Raw genomic sequence first — 16,528 nt, forward strand, 5'->3', positions numbered from 1 at the left:
CATCCCCGCCCGCCCACACCGTCCGAAGGTCACCAACCCGCCCGGGACCTTGGACCCGGGGCCTCAGCCGAGGGTGACCGGCTGGGTGCGGTAGCCGCGCAGGACCAGGCGGTCGGTGCGGGTGCGCGGCCCGGCCGGGGCCAGCCGGGGGAAGCGGCGCAGCAGCTCGGGCATCGCCAGCGCGGCCTCCTGGCGGGCGAGTTGGGCGCCGAGGCAGAAGTGGGCGCCGGCGCCGAAGCTGAGCGGCTGGCTGTCGGTGCGGTACGGGTCGAAGCGGTCCGGCTCGGCGTAGCGGGACGGGTCCCGGTTGGCCGCGCCGATCAGCAGGAAGAGGGCCGTCCCGTACGGGGTGGGCACGCCGCCAGCGGTCAGCTCGTCGCTGAGCGAGATCCGCGAGGTGAGCTGCACGGGCGAGTCGAAGCGCAGCACCTCGTCCACGAAGGATGCCGGGGCGAGGGCGCCGGTGCGCAGCGCCTCGCGCTCGGCGGGGTGGTCGAAGAGCAGGGCCAGGCCGTTGCCCAGCAGGTTGGTGGTGGTCTCGAACCCGGCCACCAGGAGCAGCACCAGATTGGCCAGCAGCTCCCGCCCGGATATCCGGCCCGGGTCCTCGGCGGCCACCTGGACCAGCGCGCTGACCAGGTCGTCGGTCGGCTCCTTGGCCCGACGGTCGGCCAACTCGGTGAAGTAGCCGGACAGTTCGTCCGCAGCCTGGTCGGCGGCGGTCAGCTCCTCCTCGGAGACCAGCAGCTCCAGTGCCGCCGTCAGGTCGGAGGCCAGCGGCCGGAAGCGGTAGCGGTCCTCCTCCGGCACGCCCAGCAGCTCGCAGATCACCCCCACCGGCAGCCGGAAGGCGAAGGCGTCCATGAAGTCGACCGGGTCCCCGCCCGCCCCCGCCTCGGCCAGCTCGTCCAGCAGCCCCGTCACCGCGGCCCGGACGGCCGGCTCCAGGGCGGCCACCCGGCGGGCCGTGAAGACCGAGGCGATCAGGGAGCGCATCCGGCTGTGGTGCGGGGCGTTGGTCTCCAGGATCGAGCGGCTGAACAGGGTCTTGGAGCTGTGGTCGAGGAAGCCCTCCTCCCAGCGCTCGCGCAGCACCGCGTCCGGCACGTGGAAGGCCGTGGAGCGCAGCACCTGGTTGACCTCGCGGTGGCCGCAGACCAGCACCGCGTTCTCGCCCGCGGCGGCGGCCGGCCCGAGGCCGTGGGCCATCCGGTAGAGCGGGTACGGATCGGCCCGCCCCTCCAGGCCCATCAGTTCGCCGATGATCTGTTCGCCGTCCATGGACGTCCCTCCCCCGGTTCGACCGTCTGTACGGCTCAACCGGCGGCCGCGTCGGCGAGTTCCCGGGGCGCGGCGGGCCGCTCGGTATGTTGGGGGGATGGAGATCTGGATCAACCCGCGCTGCACCAAGTGCCGCGTCGCCATCAGTGAGCTGGACGCCGCCGGGGCGGAGTACACCGTCCGCCGGTACCTGGAGGACCCGCCGAGCGCGGCCGAGTTGGAGCAGGTGCTGGAGCGGCTGTCGCTGGAGCCGTGGGACATCACCCGGACCGACGAGGCGGTGGCCAAGGAGCTCGGCATGAAGCAGTGGGGCCGCACCCCGGCGGACCGGTCCGCCTGGATCGCGGCGATGGCGGAGCACCCGATCCTGATCCAGCGGCCGATCATCACCGCGGACGACGGCCACGCGGTGGTCGCCCGCACCCCGGAGACCCTGGCCTCCGTCGTCCCCAAGGGCTGACGGTTGCGCCCCGCAGGGGCGCGAGGAACTGCGCGCGGGGGAACGGCAGCACGTGCAACTGGCTGACGGCGGTTCAGTTGCCGGTGAGCCGCCTTCCGACTCGCGCAGTTCCTCGCGCCCCTGGGTCGCTGCCCTGCCGGCCCGCCTGCCTAGCGTCGGCGGATCTCCCGGACGGGATTGCCCGGCTGCCAGATGCGGATGCGGAGTTCGTCGCCGTCGACCTCGGTGAGGACGACGGAGGTGGGGTGGAGGCGGAAGGCGTGGAAGGGGCCGGGGGCGGCCTCGGGGAGGTCGGCGAGGTAGGCGGTGAGCTCGGCCTCGTCGGTGATCTCGTGGGCGGTGCCGGAGACCTTGGCGTCGCCGCCGGCCATGCTGGAGTCGCCGGGGTGGCTGTGCAGGGCGAAGCGCCCGTCCCGCTGGAGGTCGAGGGCCTTCACCGCGCCGTACATCGAACCGATCGTCAGATCGGCTCCGCCGAACCGCACTTCGGTGCCGCTCACCCGGGGCGCCCCGTCCTTGCGGAGGGTCGCCAGCACGTGGTGCCGGTTGGCCTCGAAGCGGGCCCGGACCGCCGGCGCCAGGTCGGGCGCCTCCTGCTCGAAATCCTGCCAGGTCGTCATGGTCGACAGTGTCCCAACGCCCGGCGGACGCTCCGGCCTGCGACACTGCCCGCATGACAGAGAGCTACGTCGCCTTCCTCCGGGCGGTCAACGTCGGCGGCCGGACGGTGAAGATGGAGCGGCTGCGCGCGCTCTTCGCCGAGCTGGGCCTGGCCGACGTCCGCACCTACATCCAGAGCGGGAACGTCTTCTTCACCACCGGGAGGACCGACCGCGCCGCCCTCACCCGCCGGATCGAGCGGCACCTGGAGGACGAACTGGGCTTCGCCGTCCCGGTGATGCTGCGCACCGTGGACGAGGTGGCGGCCGTCGTCGAGGCCGATCCCTTCGCCGCCGTGGAGGTGACGCCGGACGTCCGGCTGTGCGTGGTCTTCCTCTCCGAGCCGCTCCCGGCGGACCTGGAGTTCCCGGTCCGGGACCCCAAGGGCGGCTGGGAGATCCTCTCCGCCACCCCGGGTGCCGCCTTCACCGTCTTCCACCTGAAGAACGGGCGGCTTTCCGGAGATCCGGCCAAGTCCTTCCCCAAGTCCTACGCAGGCCAGGGCACTTCCCGCTTCTTCCACACCACGGTCAAGATCCTGGCGGCCGCCCGGAAGGATCAGGCCTGACGGCGCAGGACGGCGGTGGCGATCTCCAGGAAGCCGGCCACCAGCTCGGAGCGGTCGTCCGCCGGCGCGGCCAGGCAGGTCTCGACCGGCGGGTGGTCGGTGACCGGCAGGACGACCAGCTCGGGGCGGACGTAGGAGGCGGCGACGCTGACCGGGATCAGGGCGACGCCCTGGCCCGAGGCGATGAGTTCGAACTTCTCCTCCAGCGAGGCGGTCCGCCGGGCCTTCGCGTCCAGCACCGGTTCACCGTCCAGGTCGGCCAGGGTGAGGGACCGGCGGCCCGCCAGCCGGTGCGCGGCGGGGAGGCAGGCGACCTTGCTCTCCACCCCGATCGGGACGGTCCGCAGACCGGTGTCGTCGAACGGACGGCGCAGGTGGCCGACCTGGGCGCGGCCGTCGCGCAGCGGGGCGTCGCGTTCGGCCCAGGGCAGCGGCAGGACGTCGACCGCCACCTCCGGGTACCGCGCCGTGAACTCCCGGATCGCCTCCGAGACCCGCAGGCCGGCCGAGAAGCCGACCACCAGCCGGTGCTCCCCCCGGGCGGCCTCCGCGACCCGGCGCAGGGCCCGGTCCACCGTGGCACCGATCCGCCGGGCCTCCTCGTACAACTGCCGCCCGGCCGCGGTCGGTTCCACGCTCCGGGTGGTCCGGTCGAACAGTCGCTGTCCCAACTCATGCTCCAGCGCGCGGATCTGACGGCTGAGCACGGGCTGGGCGATGTGTAGCTCCCGTGCCGCCCGGCCGAACCCCCCGTGCTCCACGACCGCACGGAAGTACCGGAGCTTGCGCAGGTCGAGATCCATACCCGCACGGTATCAACGGGCTCCAAAGGGTATTGGACGCACCGCCCCGGCCGTTCGGAGACTGGGGCCATGAACGACACAGCACAGCAGACCGCACTGATCGTCGGCGCCTCCCGCACCATCGGCCTCGGGATCGCCGCCGAGTACCTCCGCCGCGGCTGGGAGGTGATCGGCACGGTGCGCGGCGAGCACCGCACCGGCCTGCACGAGCTCGCCGGGACGGCCGGCGGGCGGCTCACCATCGAGGAGCTGGAGATGACCGACCAGGGGCAACTCGCCGCCCTGCGCGACCGCCTGACCGCGGCCGGCCGCTCCCTGGACCTGCTCTTCGTCAACGCCGCCGTCGCCCGCGGCGACCTGCCGATCGGCGAGGTGCCGACGGAGATGTTCACCGAGGTCATGGTGGTCAACGCACTGAGCCCGATGCGGGTGGTGGACGTCCTCGGCCCACTGGTCCGGCCGGAGGGGACGATCGGCGTGATGTCCTCCTCCCAGGGCAGCGTCTCGCTGAACACCCGGGGCGGGCAGGACCTCTACCGCGCCGCCAAGTCCGCGCTCAACCAGTTGATGCGCTGTCACGCCGCCCGGAACGCCGAGGACTCCAGGACCTTCCTGCTGATGGACCCGGGCTGGGTGCGCACGGAGCTCGGCGGACCGCACGCCCCGCTGAGCGTGGCCGACAGCGTGCCCGGCGTGGTGGGGACGATCGAGCGCCACCGCGCGGCCACCGGGCTGCACTTCGTGGACCACCGGGGCGAGACCGTCCCCTGGTGAGCCGCGGGCCTCAGTGCGGGAACTGCCGGGGCGGCCGCTGGGCGGGCAGCTCGTCGCGGAACTCCTCGATCACGGTGCTGATCTGACGCATCAGCACGGTGCGTTCGATCCGGTCGAGGTAGCGGTTGCGGGCGGCCAGGGCCTCCACCGTGACGGTGAAGTACATCGACATCAGCGGGTTCACGAAGAGCGCGGTCCCGTTGGTGCGGTCGGTGAAGCGGACGTCGCCGAACTCGCCGCGCAGGGCGGCCGCGACCGAGCCCTGGACGATGCTGGGGTGCTCGGGGAAGGCGGCCCTGGCGTGCTCGACGGCGTCCAGGTAGAGCTGCCCGGAGCGGCTCTGCCGGGTGAGGGAGAAGGCGCCGAGGTAGCCGCCGTCGCGGTCCAGGGCGGCCAGGTTCTCCAGCACCAGGGAGTGGTTGACGCCGTGGTAGGCGTCGACGCCGAAGCCCAGGCAGGCCACCAGCCGGGTCGCCACCTCGGGCATCCCGGCCACCGCGGCGAGGCTGGCCATGTCCTCCTCGGGGGTGCCGAGGCCGGCCTCGTCGCCGCACATCAGGATGTCGGTGCCGCCGTCCACCAGCACGATCGCGTCGATCTCCAGGTGCCGCACCAGGGCCCGGTACGCGGCGCGCAGCGGCTTGACGCCGACGGAGCCGAAGGCCCAGACGGTGTCCGGGAGTCCGTGCAGCCGCAGCCAGCGGGCCAGCGTGCGCTCGGGGAAGTACCGTTCCGCCGAGGCGGTGTCCGGGGTGATCCGGGCCAGTTCGGGCGCCAGCCAGACCTCGCCGGGCAGGCCGTAGAGGTGGCTGAACGAGAGGCTCGCCAGGTGCACCTCGTGCCCGGCCTCGCGCAGCTCCAGCGCGAGCGGCAGCCCGGCGTAGACGTCGAAGCCACCCCCGGCCCCGGCCACCAGCACCCGCCGGGCATCCTTCAGACGGCTCATCAGCAACGGCTCGAACGACATCCGCGCATCGTAAGCCACCGCGCCGCAGGACTAGGGGGTGTCTCCTTGATGGGGTCGGATCAGGCCGCGTCGTCGGAGGCCCCCTCCTGCCCGTCGGCGGGCAAGGAGGGCGCGTGCATCGGCGGCGCCGAGAAGGGGGCACCTCCCGGCCGAAGGCTGGGGGAGAGTCCATGCGGAGCATCGGCGACCGACGAGAAGCCGGCGAAGGGCCCCTCCTGCCCGTTGGCGGGCAAGGAGGGCGCGTGCCCCGGCGGCGCGGACCCGGCCCCATCAAGGAGACACCCCCTAGGGGCGCGGGCCCCACAGCTCGTCGGTGCAGCGGGCGTAGGTGTCGCGCCAGTGCGGCCAGTGCCGGGCGGTGGTGTCGTCGCAGTCGGCGAGCAGCCGGTCCACCTGCTCGGGCTCCACGCCCTCCAGCAGCCAGGCCAGCGCGTCCGAGCTGCCCGGGCCGTCGGCGGCGCGGATCAGGTCGAGCAGTTCCGGCAGGGTGCCCATCCGGGAGCCGGCCGGGAAGATCCCGTCCATCCGAGGCAGCAGCTGCCGCTCCTCGATCCGCAGGTGGGTCTCCAGCCGGGCGGCCAGCTCCTCCACCGCGTAGGCCACCGACCAGCTGCTGGCGGGGTCCCGGGTGGCGATCCGCACCAGGGTGGTGACCCGGGTGAAGGAGTGGTCGAGGTTGTGGTGGTCGGACTCCAACCAGTTGAGCAGCAGCCGCAGTTCGGGCGCGAAGCGGCGCAGCAGCGGCCACAGCCGGGTGTCCTGCTGCTCGTGGTGGCAGGTGAGCATGGCGGTCAGGAAGTCCCAGTGCCGCTGGATCGCCTCGGCGGTGGCGGTGTCGTCGGGCTGCAGCAGCCGCAGGGCGTTGGGGATCCGGGCCAGGTCGCGGCGGAGAGCGGCGTGCACCAGGCGCAGCCCGGCGAACGGGATCGCCTCGACGGCGGGCTGCGTCTCACGCGGCCCGCCCGCCTGGGCGGGGACCTTCGGGGATTCGACGGGCAGCAGGTGGCTGGGCATGGCACTCTCTTCACGACTGGCTGAGACCGGGCCGGTCGGGCGCCGCACTCGACGGCGCCCCGGCATGGTCTCCAGGGTGATGACAGCTCATCAGAGTCGAATCAATGTCTGATTGACGTGCAGGTCAACGACCTGACGGGGACTCAGCCGCCCCCGGGCCCGCCCGCCGCGCTCAGTCGTCGCCCTGCGGCCCGGCAAGGTTCTTGGAGAGCCACTCCAGGGTCACCGGGATCATCTTCTTGAAATCCGAGGTCAGGTGCTTGCCGCCGGGCTGCTCGTAGTACTCGACGGTGGCGGGCGCCGCCGCCTTGGCGACCCAGTTCTTCACCAGCTTGACCTCGTAGGCGTTGGCGCCGCCCGCCGTGGCGAGCAGCCGCACGTCGGCCTTGCCGGCCGCGACCAGCTGGTCCGGGCTGTTGGCCAGCCGCTCGGTGTCGTGGCCCTTCCAGAGCGGGGAGTCCGGGTTGAAGTAGCCGTCGATCGGGACGGCGGCCTTGAACACGTCGGGGTGCTGGAGCGCCAGCTTGGCGCTGCAGAACGCGCCGGTGGAGGCGCCCATCAGGCCCCAGCCGTCCCGGCCCTTGACGGTGCGGAAGTTGGCCCGCACGAAGTCGGGGACGTCCTGGGCCATCCAGGTGCCCATCTTGGGCTGGCCCGGGATGTCGCTGCACTCCAGCGCCTTGGACTCGTTGGAGTCGAGGTTCTGCACCGGCATCACCAGGATGAACGGGTGCGCCTTGCCCTCCTTGGAGAGCTGCGCGCCGATCTCCTGGATCGGCAGCTGGTTGTCCGTCCAGGTGTTGTAGCCCGCGCTCTGCCCGCCGGCGTACAGGGTGAGCACCGGGAAGCCGGTCTTGGCGAACTTGGGGTCCTGGTACTCCGGCGGCAGCCAGACCCAGACCTTGCCGCTGACACCGGACTTGGCGCCGGTCAGCGTGGTCAGCATGATCGGCCCGGCCGAGGTGTCCCGGACCTTCTTCAGGTCGGCCGCCGGACCGGTCGGCATCAGCACCTTGCTCGGCTTCGGCGGCGGGGTGCTGCTCTGACCCGCGCTCGGACTGCCCGAGGAACCCCCCTTGCCACCGGCCTTGCCGTCCTGGGCGGACGGCGCCGGGGTGCTGCCGCAGGCGGCCAGGCCGAGGGACAGTCCGAGGACGCCGACGGCTGCCAGGACGGAACGGGCGGGCTTCAGGAACAAGGTCTTCTTCTCCGAGCGGTCGATCGCCCGGGCGTCTCCGGACGAGGTCCCCGGTGCGGGGCCCGGGCCGGGCGTCTCCTGCGGCCACCGCGGAGGTGCCCGGAACGCCGACCCTGGTCGGCGACCCGCTCCCGGCGGGGCAGGTGTGCCGTCCGTGATCCTACGACGCGGGCCCGGCGCGGACCGGTTGCGATCTTCCCCTCCCGACCTCCGCCTTCCCGCCGTTCGACGGGGGTCACCCCCGCTGGTCGGCGGGGATGCGACCGCATTCGAACGGCCCGGCCCCGGTGGCGGCGTCGACTCGGCCCGCCGTCGGCGGCGTTGACGTGACCGGGGTCACGGCGGAAGCGGGAGCAAGGTCACACCCTCCCGGGGGCGGGTCAGAGCTGTGAGCGCAGCAGGCCGAGCGCGGTGAACGGCTCGGTGATCACCCGCTCCAGCACCGGCACCGCCGAGGAGCGCACCAGCGTCCGCGAGCCGAACACCGCCGGCAGGATGTCGTCGGCCACCGCCAGGCCCCGGTGGCTGCGGCGGCCGACCTCGGTGCGCAGCTCGTCCAGGTACTCGTCGGCCACCAGGATGCCGCCCGCCAGCACCACCTTGCTCGGGTTGAGCAGGTCCACGATCCCGGCCACCGCGCGGCCCACCCGGCGGGCCCGGGTGCGCAGCAGCTCCTGCGCCCGCTCGTCGCCGCTGCCCGAACCGGCCGGGCGGGCCAGTGCGATCAACCGCTCCAGGGCCAGCGAATCGCCGCCGTCCGGGCCGTCCGCCCGCCGCCGCTTCGGCAGCACCCCGAGCTCCCGGGCCCGGGCCACCAGGGCGGTGTCCGAGGCGGTGACGACCAGACAGCTCGCCCCGCAGACCGGGCAGCGCGGGGCGTCCGGGTCGTCGGTGGCGGGCAGGTGCTCGATCGCCCCGGCCGCGGCGCCCGGACCGCGGTGCACGGTGCGGTCCACCACGATCGCGGCGCCCAGCACGTTGCCGATCATCACCAGCACGAAGTCGTCGGTCTCCCGGCCGGCGCCGAACCAGAGCTCGGCCCGGGCGATCGCACGCACCGTCTGCTCCAGCACCACCGGGCCGGGCAGCCGGCCCTCCAGCAGCTCCAGCAGTCTGACGCCGTGCCAGTCCAGCGGGCCGTGCTCCACCACCAGGCCGCGCGCGCCGTCCACCCAGCCGCCGACCGTCACGCCGGTGCCGACCAGGCGGCGGCCGCCGAGACGGTCCCTCAGGAAGGCCTCCACGCCCGCGACCGCCTGCCCGACGATCCGCTCCGGGGAGAGGTCCGGCAGTTCGTGGTGCGGGAGTTCGCGCTCGGCCACCACGCTGCCGTCCGGGCCGACCAGGCCGAAGGTGGTGCGCAGCAGTCCGATGTGCAGGCCGAGCGCCACCACGTGGTCGCCGTCCAGCGCCAGCGGCACCCGGGGGCGGCCCTGGGTCGGCTCCACCGGGGCCAGCTTGGTGAGCAGCTGCGCCTCGATCAGGGCGGCGGTCAGCTTGGTCACGCTCGGCGCGGAGATCCCGGTGTGCCGGGCGATCTCGGCCCGCGAGACCGGCCCGTACGCCAGCACCGCGCGCAGCACCGAGGAGGCGTTGCCCTGCCGCATCAACTCGGCGCGCTGCCCCGACGTCACCAGGCCCGCGGGCATGGGCCGGCCGTCCTGCTTCTCCACTGTTCTCCCTGCCTCCTCCCGGACACTCTAGCGATCACCCCCGGCGGCCCCTGTGGCGCGCGTCACCTCCCCGTACGTCCCGCCAAGCCCCGCCCCCCTCCTGCGGCGCGCCGCTGGACGCTCCGACCAGTGACTCGCCCGCCCTCCGTACGCGATCATCGAGTCCCCTCACCGACTCACCGACCCCACCGATCCCGGGAGCCCAGCCATGGACCATCAGGTCGCCGTCGTCACCGGAGCGGGCAGCGGGGTCGGCCGCGCGGTGGCCCTCGAACTCGCCGCCCACGGCTGGCGGCTGGTCCTCGCCGGACGACGGGCCGACGCGCTCGACGCCGTCGCCGCCGAGGCCGCCTCCCCCGCGCTGGCCGTGCCCACCGACGTCACCGACCCGGCCGCGGTGGACGCGCTGTTCGACGCCGCCGTCTCCGCGTACGGCCGGGTCGACCTGCTCTTCAACAACGCCGGCAGCTTCGGCACCCCCACCCCCGTCGAGGACCTCGCGGTCGCCGACTGGCGCGCGGTGGTCGACCTCAACCTCACCGGTGCCTTCCTCTGCGCCCAGGCCGCCTTCCGCCGGATGAAGCTCCAGACCCCGCAGGGCGGACGCATCATCAACAACGGCTCCATCTCCGCCCACGTCCCCCGTCCGTACTCCGTCGCCTACACCGCCACGAAGCACGCCGTCACCGGCCTCACCAAGTCCCTCTCCCTGGAGGGCCGCCCCCACCGCATCGCCTGCGGCCAGATCGACATCGGCAACGCCGCCACCGACATGACGGCCGCCATGTCCACCGGCGTCCGCCAGGCGGACGGCCGCACCGCCCCCGAACCCACCATGTCCGTCGCCGACGTCGCCCGCACCGTCCGCCACATGGCCGCCCTCCCCCTGGAGGCCAACGTCCAGTTCGCCACCGTGATGGCCACCACCATGCCCTACATCGGCCGCGGCTGACGGACCGTCCGGAACGGGACCGGCCGCCCCTCCCCCGTGCGCTGGGGGTGGGGCGGCCGGCCGTACGGGGGAGGGTGTCAGGGGCGCCAGGTGTCGTTCAGGGTGACGGTGCCGTTGGTGGGGACGGTGGCGGTGCGGTTGGCGCCGGACTCCCAGGTGACGGCGCCGTTGGACTCCTTGCGGATGTACTTGTACTCGAAGGAAGTACCCGCTGCCATCGGGACGTTGAGCTTCCAGACCGGGTAGGCGGCGGAGGAGAGCAGCAGGGCCTTGGAGGTGTCCCAGCCGCCGAGGGCGGTGGCGTTGCCGACGACGTAGATGTTCTGGCCGTAGACGGTGGTGGCGTTCACCGCGAAGGCGGCGGCGGTGGCGGCCGTGGGCGAAGGGGTCGGGGTGGCGGTCGGGGTCGGGGTGGCGGTGGCGGAGGTCCGGGCGCCGACGTGCAGGGCGACGGCGTCGCCCGCGCCGACGGTGGCGGTGAACTTCCCGTCGGAGCCGACCGCGTAGCTGGTCCCGGAGCAGCTGCCGGACGCGAAGTCGCCGTGCTGGACGTCGCAGTAGGTGCCGGCCGGGAGCGAGGTCTGGAAGGTCTGGGTCAGCGCACCGCCCTCGCGGTTGATCGCGACGTAGCCCTTGTCGCCGCGGCCGAAGCCGATGGCGTTGTTGCCGTTGGACCACCAGTTGACGATGCCGGTGCCCGCGACCGCGTTGCGGAACCCGACCATGTTGGCCACCTGCCGCCAGGCGTGGGTGCAGTTCCAGCCGTCGGTGTAGCAGGAGTTGACGGTGCCGCCGTTCGGCGGGCCGGCGTCGTGGTCGGTGAAGGCGTAGCCGGAGTAGACGTTCGGCGAGCCGTAGGGGTGGGCCAGCAGGAAGACGTTGGCCAGGGTGTAGGCGGAGCCGTAGGTGTAGTTGAGGGTGGAGCCGTTGCGCTCGGTGTCCCAGTTGTCGACGAAGGTGCGGGCCTGGGAGCTCGCCAGCAGGCCGTTGCCCCAGCCGGAGAGGTCGGAGATCCGGCCGCCGTTGAAAGCGCTCTTCAGCCAGGTCGCGGAGCGGAACTCGTCCACGTCGCCGACGCCGGTGTACTCGCCGGGCTGCACGGCCTCACCCGCGCCGTAGATGACCTCGCTCACCCAGTAGGCGTTCGGGTTGCTCATCTTCGCCTTGATGCCGGCCAGGTCGGCGGCGGCGATGTGCTTGGCGGCGTCGATCCGGAACCCGTCCACGCCGAGCGAGAGCAGGTCGCTGAGGTAGGTGGCGATGGTCTGCTGGACGTACGCGGAGCCGGTGTTGAGGTCGGAGAGGTTGACCAGCTCGCAGTTCTGCACGTTGGAGCGGTCGGCGTAGTTGTTGCCGATCGCGGTGCGGCAGGAGTGGAAGTCCCAGTCCTGGTAGAAACCGGGGTAGTTGTACTTGGTGTAGGTGGTGCCGCCGGTGCCGGTGCCGGAGCCGGCCGACATGTGGTTGACCACGGAGTCGGCGATCACCTTGACGCCCGCGGCGTGACAGGTGTTCACCATGGACTGGAACTGGGCGCGGTCGCCCAGCCGTCCGGCGATCTTGTAGCTGACCGGCTGGTAGGAGGTCCACCACTGCGCGCCCTGGATGTGCTCCTGGGGCGGCGAGACCTCGACGTAGCCGTAGCCCTTGGGGCCGAGCGTGTCGGTGCAGGCCTTGGCGACGGAGTCGAAGCGCCACTCGAAGAGGGTGGCGGTGACGTCCTTGGTGCCCGGCGGGGTGGCCTGGGCGGTGGGGGCGAGCGAGAGTCCGGTGCCGAGCGAGAGCACCAGGGCGGCGGACGCGCCGAGGGCGCCGACGGCGCGGCGGGGGGAGGTGGTGACCACGGTGTCTCCAGGGGGCTGGGTGGGGCAGCCTGGGGGGATTCGGAGGCCTGGGAAGCCTCTTGCGCAAGCTCGTTGAAACTTGCTGGAAACTTGCAACGCGCTGAACTTATGGCCGCCGCCCAGGAGCGTCAAGACTCCCGGAGGACACGGATCGGTCACCCGATCGGGTCTCGGCCAGATCTCCCCGCTCCCATTGACGCGGAACCCCGGCCGCCGCTTCGATGATCACCGTCCGCATCCGCTCCGTCACCCGAGGGAGGGCGTCCCGCCCATGAGGATCCGTCAGACCCTGCTGGCCATCGGCATGACCGTGACCCTGTTCACCGCCACCGCCACGGCCGCCGCCACCACCGCGGTCACCGCGGTCACCGCCGCCCCGTCCTCCGTCTGCTCCACCGAGGACTTCCACGGCGACCGGCGCCTCGGCCCGGAGCGGCTTCCCACCACCGGCGCGGTCGGCCGCCAACTCCGGGGCTACCAGCGCACCGGCGGCCTCGGCGAGCAGCAGTTCCTGGACACCTACTACGACGGCGGCGCCGGCTCCTGGCGGTACCCGCCCGCCGACGGCTACGTCACCCTCCCGGACGGCACCCCGCTGGAGGTCCAGCAGACCCTCCTCCCCGGCCAGCGGATCGACCGCTACGGCAGCGAGTACGGCTCCTACCTGGCGCCCGAGGGCCTCTCGTACGCCAGCCGCGCCCTGCCCCCGCAGTCGCTGGACAGCAACCCGGCCGAGCCCTGCAACTACCACGTCTACAAGGTCGCCAAGTCCTTCACGGTGGACGCCGGTCCGATCGCCCCGTGGTTCGGCCAGCCCGGCCTCGGCTGGCAGTTCCAGCTCGAGTCCCGCCACGTGCCCGGCTCCCCCGCCCGGCTCACCGTGCTCTGGCTGATCGACAACGGCTACCTCGCCCGCGCCTGACGCAAGCCTCGCGAAAGCCCGTGCGAAACATCGTGTGATACCTCTGTCCCTTCCGAAGCGTCAGGTTCCATGACGTCAGCGGGAACCACGGTCGGGCGGGGGCATGGAGTTCGAGGAGTTCGCGAGTACCAGGAGCAGGCGCCTGTTCCAGATCGCGTACCTGATGTGCGGGGACTGGCACCAGGCGCAGGACCTGGTGCAGATCACCCTGGCCAAGATGTTCACCGTCTGGGGGCGGCTGCGGCGCGGCCGGGACGAGCCCGGGCTGGACGCGTACGCACGCAAGGTGCTGCTGCGGATGTACCTCTCGCAGCGGCGCCTGCGGCGCTCCACCGAGGTGGTCTCGGCCGAGCTGCCGGAGCAGCTGACACTCGGGAACGAGGAGTCCGACCTGCGGGTCACCCTGGTCGCCGCGCTGGCCCAACTGCCGCCCCGCAACCGGGCGGTGGTGGTGCTCCGGTACCTGGAGGACCACAGCGTGGAGTCGGTGTCCGAGCTGCTCGGGTGCTCGCCCGGCGCCGTCAAGACCCTCACCACCCGCTCGCTGGCCAAGCTCCGGGGCATCCTCGGGGCGGACCGCGAACTCCTGCTGAGTCTGTGACGGAGCACTTCATGACCAGGAGCACGGACGACATGCCGCACGACCCCGGACTCGACGAACTCTTCGACGCGGTCCACCTCATCGACGCCCCGGTCGCCACCATGGTGGCCGAGGGCCGACGCCTCGGGATCAGGCTCCGGCGCCGCCGCCGGCTGCGGATCGCCGGCACGGCGCTCGCCGTGGCCGCCCTGGTCACGGTGGCCACCCCGAACCTCTGGCGGCCCGACGAGGGCGGCGCCCGGGCCACCGTGGCCGCCAGCCCCCTGACGGAGCCGACGGCGACGGCGTCAGCGTCGCCGACACCGACACCGACCGCGGCCGACCCCGAGTCGACCGTGCCGGTCACCCGGGAGGCGATGTTCACCGTGCTGTCCCGGATGCTGCCGAGCACCGGGACGGCCGTCCTGCTGCCGGAGTCCGCCCCGGGCACCGGGCCGGCCAAGGCCAACTGGCGCCCGGTGGACGGCTACTACGAGATCAGCGTCCGCTACCAGGACACCCGCGGCCGGGCCGACGTCCGGGTCGCGCTCTCCCGGCCGTCCGCCGAACGCTTCGACTGCGCCCGGGGCTCCGACTGCACCAGCCTGGTGCTCCCCACCGGGGAGCGGAAGTTGGTGGAGGACGCCGACTACCACGACGGCCTCCGGCTGCTCACCGTCCGCCGCGAACGGCTGGACGGGATGGCCGTCACCATCGTGACCGGCAATGCCGTCATGGGCTCCGACGGCATCCCGGTCGGCTCGCGGTCCACGGTGCCGTTCTCCACCGAGCTGCTCTGGGCCTGGACCGGCGCGCAGGAGTGGCAGGAGCTGGTGCCCCGGCGGCTCACCGAAGCGAGCGGCCGCCGCTGACGGACCCTCAGACCGCGTCCGGGCCGCGCTCGCCGGTCCGGACGCGGACGATGCCGTCCACCGGGACGACCCAGACCTTGCCGTCGCCGATCTTGCCGGTGCGGGCGGCGGAGACGATGGCGTCCACCACCAGGTCGGCCTCCTCGTCCTCCACCACGACCTCGATCCGCACCTTGGGCACCAGGTCGATCCGGTACTCGGCGCCGCGGTAGACCTCGGTGTGACCGTGCTGGCGGCCGTAGCCGCTGGCCTCGGTGACGGTCAGTCCGTGCACGCCGTGCGACTGCAGGGCGGTCTTCACCTCGTCCAGCTTGAAGGGCTTGACGACGGCGGTGATCAGCTTCATGACTGAGGGGCCTTCAGGACGGAGGGGGTGGCGGCCGGCCGGGTCGCGGCGGTCGCGCTGCCGTGGCCCAGGACGCCGTGATCGTACGCGGTCTCGGCGTGCACGGCGAGGTCCAGGCCGGTGAGTTCGTGCTCGGCGCTGGCCCGGAAGCCGATGGCGCGGTCGATCGCCTTGCCGATCCCGTACGTCACCGCGAAGGCGTAGCCGCCGACCACCAGCACGGCCAGCAGCTGCTTGCCCAGCTGCCCGAAGCCGCCGTGCAGCAGGCCCGTCGGGCCGCCGGTCATCACCGCGGAGGCGAAGACGCCGATCAGCACGGTGCCGATCACCCCGGCCACCAGGTGCACGCCCACCACGTCCAGCGAGTCGTCGTAGCCGAAGCGGAACTTCCAGCTGACGGCGTAGCAGCAGACCACACCGGCCACCGCGCCGATCACCAGCGCGCCGAGCAGGTCCACCGAGCCGCAGGAGGGGGTGATGGCGACCAGTCCGGCCACCGCCCCGGAGGCGGCGCCGAGGGTGGTGGCGTGGCCGTCCTTCTTCTTCTCCACCAGCAGCCAGCCGAGCAGGCCGGTGCAGCCGGCCGCCTGGGTGTTGAGCAGCACGGCGGCGGCGGTGCCGTTGGCGCCCAGCGCCGAGCCCGCGTTGAAGCCGAACCAGCCGAACCAGAGCAGGCCCGCGCCGAGCACCACCATCGGCAGGTTGTGCGGGCGCATGGCCTCCTTCCGGAAGCCCAGCCGGGGGCCGAGCACCAGGGCCAGGGCCAGGCCGCTGGCCCCGCAGTTGACCTCGACCACCAGGCCGCCGGCGAAGTCCAGCACGCCCAGCCTGCTGAGCAGCCAGCCGCCGGGGGCGAACACCCAGTGCGCGACCGGCACGTAGACCAGCAGCGTCCAGACCACCGTGAACAGCACCCAGGCACCGAACTTGGCACGGTCCGCGACCGCGCCGGAGATCAGCGCGGCGGTGACGATCGCGAAGGTCAGCTGGAAGGTGGCGAACAGCAGGGTGGGGACCTTGCCGGTGAGCGAGGCGGGGGTGATCCCGGCCATCCCCAGGTGGTCGAGCCCGCCGATCAGGCCGAGCCCGCCGAGGTCCGGACCGAAGGCCAGCGAGTAGCCGGCCAGCAGCCAGACCACCGTGACGGTGGCGATCGAGACCAGGCTCATCATGATCATGTTGAGCGCGCTCTTGGTGCGGACCATGCCGCCGTAGAACAGCGCCAGGCCCGGCGTCATCAGCAGCACCAGCGCGGTGCTGGCCAGCAGCCAGGCGGTGTCGCCGGTGTCCGGCCCGGCGGGGGTCTCTGCGAGCAGCATCTGCGGCCTTCCGGGGTCCCTCGACGCGCCGGGGTGGGGTGCGCGTCGGATGGGAGCCGAGTCTGGACGGGCCGGATTTCCGGATGCGGACGTGCGTGTTTCGGTGGCGTTTCGTGTTGCCGGGCCGTTTCCGGCTGCTCACGGAAGTACCCCGGCCCGACGGATGGGATCCGCCGGGCCGGGGCTCAACTACCGCTGAGGGTGCGTCAGCTGGTGGCGATGGAGGTGTCGTCGATCAGGAAGCTGGTCGCGAGCGACGCGTCCTCGACACCGTTGAACTTCAGGGTGACGCTCT

Annotated in this window: 17 protein-coding genes; 7 read left to right on the forward strand and 10 right to left on the reverse strand. The window is 72.7% G+C overall.

Features of this window, described 5'->3' with window-relative positions:
* Positions 1 to 63: 63 nt before the first annotated feature.
* Complete coding sequence (locus ACWEPF_RS28290) at positions 64 to 1,281, reverse strand: cytochrome P450 (protein ID WP_345285882.1); 1,218 nt, start codon at positions 1,279 to 1,281, stop codon at positions 64 to 66.
* Between the two features lie 97 nt (positions 1,282 to 1,378).
* Between ACWEPF_RS28290 and ACWEPF_RS28295 the strand changes: the two genes are divergently transcribed.
* Complete coding sequence (locus ACWEPF_RS28295) at positions 1,379 to 1,741, forward strand: arsenate reductase family protein (protein ID WP_452174755.1); 363 nt, start codon at positions 1,379 to 1,381, stop codon at positions 1,739 to 1,741.
* 149 nt (positions 1,742 to 1,890) lie between these two features.
* Here ACWEPF_RS28295 and ACWEPF_RS28300 read toward each other — a convergent pair whose 3' ends face one another.
* Positions 1,891 to 2,361 carry a pyridoxamine 5'-phosphate oxidase family protein gene (locus ACWEPF_RS28300; RefSeq protein WP_449796854.1) on the reverse strand — a complete coding sequence of 157 codons (471 nt, stop codon included), beginning with the start codon at positions 2,359 to 2,361 and terminating at the stop codon, positions 1,891 to 1,893.
* 53 nt (positions 2,362 to 2,414) lie between these two features.
* On the opposite strand from ACWEPF_RS28300, the gene ACWEPF_RS28305 reads away from it, so the two are divergent.
* Entirely contained in the window at positions 2,415 to 2,969 is a 555-nt protein-coding gene (locus ACWEPF_RS28305) for a DUF1697 domain-containing protein (protein ID WP_452174756.1), read from the forward strand.
* On the opposite strand, the gene ACWEPF_RS28310 is transcribed toward ACWEPF_RS28305, so the two are convergent.
* Positions 2,960 to 3,772, reverse strand: coding sequence for a LysR family transcriptional regulator (locus ACWEPF_RS28310; protein ID WP_452174757.1), 813 nt, complete (start codon positions 3,770 to 3,772; stop codon positions 2,960 to 2,962). The two genes, ACWEPF_RS28305 and ACWEPF_RS28310, sit on opposite strands and share 10 nt — an antisense overlap.
* 69 nt (positions 3,773 to 3,841) lie before the next feature.
* Between ACWEPF_RS28310 and ACWEPF_RS28315 the strand changes: the two genes are divergently transcribed.
* On the forward strand, positions 3,842 to 4,546 hold the full coding sequence (locus ACWEPF_RS28315) for an SDR family oxidoreductase (RefSeq protein WP_452174758.1): 705 nt from the start codon (positions 3,842 to 3,844) through the stop codon (positions 4,544 to 4,546).
* A gap of 10 nt (positions 4,547 to 4,556) precedes the next feature.
* On the opposite strand, the gene ACWEPF_RS28320 is transcribed toward ACWEPF_RS28315, so the two are convergent.
* From ACWEPF_RS28320 to ACWEPF_RS28335, 4 genes are all read right to left on the reverse strand, one after another.
* A complete protein-coding gene (locus tag ACWEPF_RS28320) occupies positions 4,557 to 5,513 on the reverse strand; it encodes a DUF1152 domain-containing protein (RefSeq protein WP_452174759.1) in 957 nt (318 codons plus the stop codon).
* A 285-nt stretch (positions 5,514 to 5,798) separates the two neighbouring features.
* Positions 5,799 to 6,527, reverse strand: coding sequence for a hemerythrin domain-containing protein (locus ACWEPF_RS28325; RefSeq protein WP_345285896.1), 729 nt, complete (start codon positions 6,525 to 6,527; stop codon positions 5,799 to 5,801).
* A 172-nt stretch (positions 6,528 to 6,699) separates the two neighbouring features.
* Entirely contained in the window at positions 6,700 to 7,725 is a 1,026-nt protein-coding gene (locus tag ACWEPF_RS28330; RefSeq protein WP_452174760.1) for an alpha/beta hydrolase, read from the reverse strand.
* 380 nt (positions 7,726 to 8,105) lie between these two features.
* Complete coding sequence (locus tag ACWEPF_RS28335; protein WP_452174761.1) at positions 8,106 to 9,398, reverse strand: ROK family protein; 1,293 nt, start codon at positions 9,396 to 9,398, stop codon at positions 8,106 to 8,108.
* 208 nt (positions 9,399 to 9,606) lie between these two features.
* On the opposite strand from ACWEPF_RS28335, the gene ACWEPF_RS28340 reads away from it, so the two are divergent.
* Complete coding sequence (locus ACWEPF_RS28340) at positions 9,607 to 10,350, forward strand: SDR family oxidoreductase (protein WP_345285902.1); 744 nt, start codon at positions 9,607 to 9,609, stop codon at positions 10,348 to 10,350.
* A gap of 77 nt (positions 10,351 to 10,427) precedes the next feature.
* Here ACWEPF_RS28340 and ACWEPF_RS28345 read toward each other — a convergent pair whose 3' ends face one another.
* Positions 10,428 to 12,194 (reverse strand): carbohydrate-binding module family 20 domain-containing protein, encoded by a 1,767-nt coding sequence (locus tag ACWEPF_RS28345; RefSeq protein WP_452174762.1) that lies wholly within the window; start codon positions 12,192 to 12,194, stop codon positions 10,428 to 10,430.
* A gap of 271 nt (positions 12,195 to 12,465) precedes the next feature.
* Between ACWEPF_RS28345 and ACWEPF_RS28350 the strand changes: the two genes are divergently transcribed.
* The 3 genes from ACWEPF_RS28350 to ACWEPF_RS28360 all read left to right on the forward strand — a co-directional run bounded on the left by ACWEPF_RS28350 (position 12,466) and on the right by ACWEPF_RS28360 (position 14,568).
* Positions 12,466 to 13,116 (forward strand): TNT domain-containing protein, encoded by a 651-nt coding sequence (locus tag ACWEPF_RS28350; RefSeq protein ID WP_452174763.1) that lies wholly within the window; start codon positions 12,466 to 12,468, stop codon positions 13,114 to 13,116.
* Between the two features lie 103 nt (positions 13,117 to 13,219).
* Complete coding sequence (locus ACWEPF_RS28355; RefSeq protein WP_345285904.1) at positions 13,220 to 13,717, forward strand: SigE family RNA polymerase sigma factor; 498 nt, start codon at positions 13,220 to 13,222, stop codon at positions 13,715 to 13,717.
* A gap of 11 nt (positions 13,718 to 13,728) precedes the next feature.
* Positions 13,729 to 14,568 (forward strand): hypothetical protein, encoded by an 840-nt coding sequence (locus ACWEPF_RS28360; RefSeq protein WP_452174764.1) that lies wholly within the window; start codon positions 13,729 to 13,731, stop codon positions 14,566 to 14,568.
* Positions 14,569 to 14,575: 7 nt separating this feature from the next.
* Here the strand turns inward: ACWEPF_RS28360 and ACWEPF_RS28365 are convergent, their stop codons facing one another.
* Positions 14,576 to 14,914, reverse strand: coding sequence for a P-II family nitrogen regulator (locus ACWEPF_RS28365; protein WP_345285908.1), 339 nt, complete (start codon positions 14,912 to 14,914; stop codon positions 14,576 to 14,578).
* The gene (locus tag ACWEPF_RS28370; RefSeq protein ID WP_452174765.1) at positions 14,911 to 16,233 is read right to left on the reverse strand and encodes an ammonium transporter; all 1,323 of its coding nucleotides are present in this window, start codon (positions 16,231 to 16,233) and stop codon (positions 14,911 to 14,913) included. The genes ACWEPF_RS28365 and ACWEPF_RS28370 overlap by 4 nt, the downstream gene beginning before the upstream one ends.
* Positions 16,234 to 16,528: the final 295 nt, after the last annotated feature.

The sequence above is a fragment of the Kitasatospora sp. NPDC004289 genome (genome assembly GCF_053602875.1).

Excerpts from the sequence above, each read along its gene's own strand:
- ACWEPF_RS28320 (WP_452174759.1), bottom strand. The coding sequence starts at position 5,513 with ATGTCGTTCGAGCCGTTGCTGATGAGCCGTCTGAAGGATGCCCGGCGG.
- ACWEPF_RS28360 (WP_452174764.1), top strand. The coding sequence starts at position 13,729 with ATGACCAGGAGCACGGACGACATGCCGCACGACCCCGGACTCGACGAA.
- ACWEPF_RS28305 (WP_452174756.1), top strand. The coding sequence starts at position 2,415 with ATGACAGAGAGCTACGTCGCCTTCCTCCGGGCGGTCAACGTCGGCGGC.
- ACWEPF_RS28355 (WP_345285904.1), top strand. The coding sequence starts at position 13,220 with ATGGAGTTCGAGGAGTTCGCGAGTACCAGGAGCAGGCGCCTGTTCCAG.
- ACWEPF_RS28370 (WP_452174765.1), bottom strand. The coding sequence starts at position 16,233 with ATGCTGCTCGCAGAGACCCCCGCCGGGCCGGACACCGGCGACACCGCC.
- ACWEPF_RS28295 (WP_452174755.1), top strand. The coding sequence starts at position 1,379 with ATGGAGATCTGGATCAACCCGCGCTGCACCAAGTGCCGCGTCGCCATC.
- ACWEPF_RS28290 (WP_345285882.1), bottom strand. The coding sequence starts at position 1,281 with ATGGACGGCGAACAGATCATCGGCGAACTGATGGGCCTGGAGGGGCGG.
- ACWEPF_RS28300 (WP_449796854.1), bottom strand. The coding sequence starts at position 2,361 with ATGACGACCTGGCAGGATTTCGAGCAGGAGGCGCCCGACCTGGCGCCG.
- ACWEPF_RS28365 (WP_345285908.1), bottom strand. The coding sequence starts at position 14,914 with ATGAAGCTGATCACCGCCGTCGTCAAGCCCTTCAAGCTGGACGAGGTG.
- ACWEPF_RS28310 (WP_452174757.1), bottom strand. The coding sequence starts at position 3,772 with ATGGATCTCGACCTGCGCAAGCTCCGGTACTTCCGTGCGGTCGTGGAG.
- ACWEPF_RS28315 (WP_452174758.1), top strand. The coding sequence starts at position 3,842 with ATGAACGACACAGCACAGCAGACCGCACTGATCGTCGGCGCCTCCCGC.
- ACWEPF_RS28325 (WP_345285896.1), bottom strand. The coding sequence starts at position 6,527 with ATGCCCAGCCACCTGCTGCCCGTCGAATCCCCGAAGGTCCCCGCCCAG.
- ACWEPF_RS28340 (WP_345285902.1), top strand. The coding sequence starts at position 9,607 with ATGGACCATCAGGTCGCCGTCGTCACCGGAGCGGGCAGCGGGGTCGGC.
- ACWEPF_RS28350 (WP_452174763.1), top strand. The coding sequence starts at position 12,466 with ATGAGGATCCGTCAGACCCTGCTGGCCATCGGCATGACCGTGACCCTG.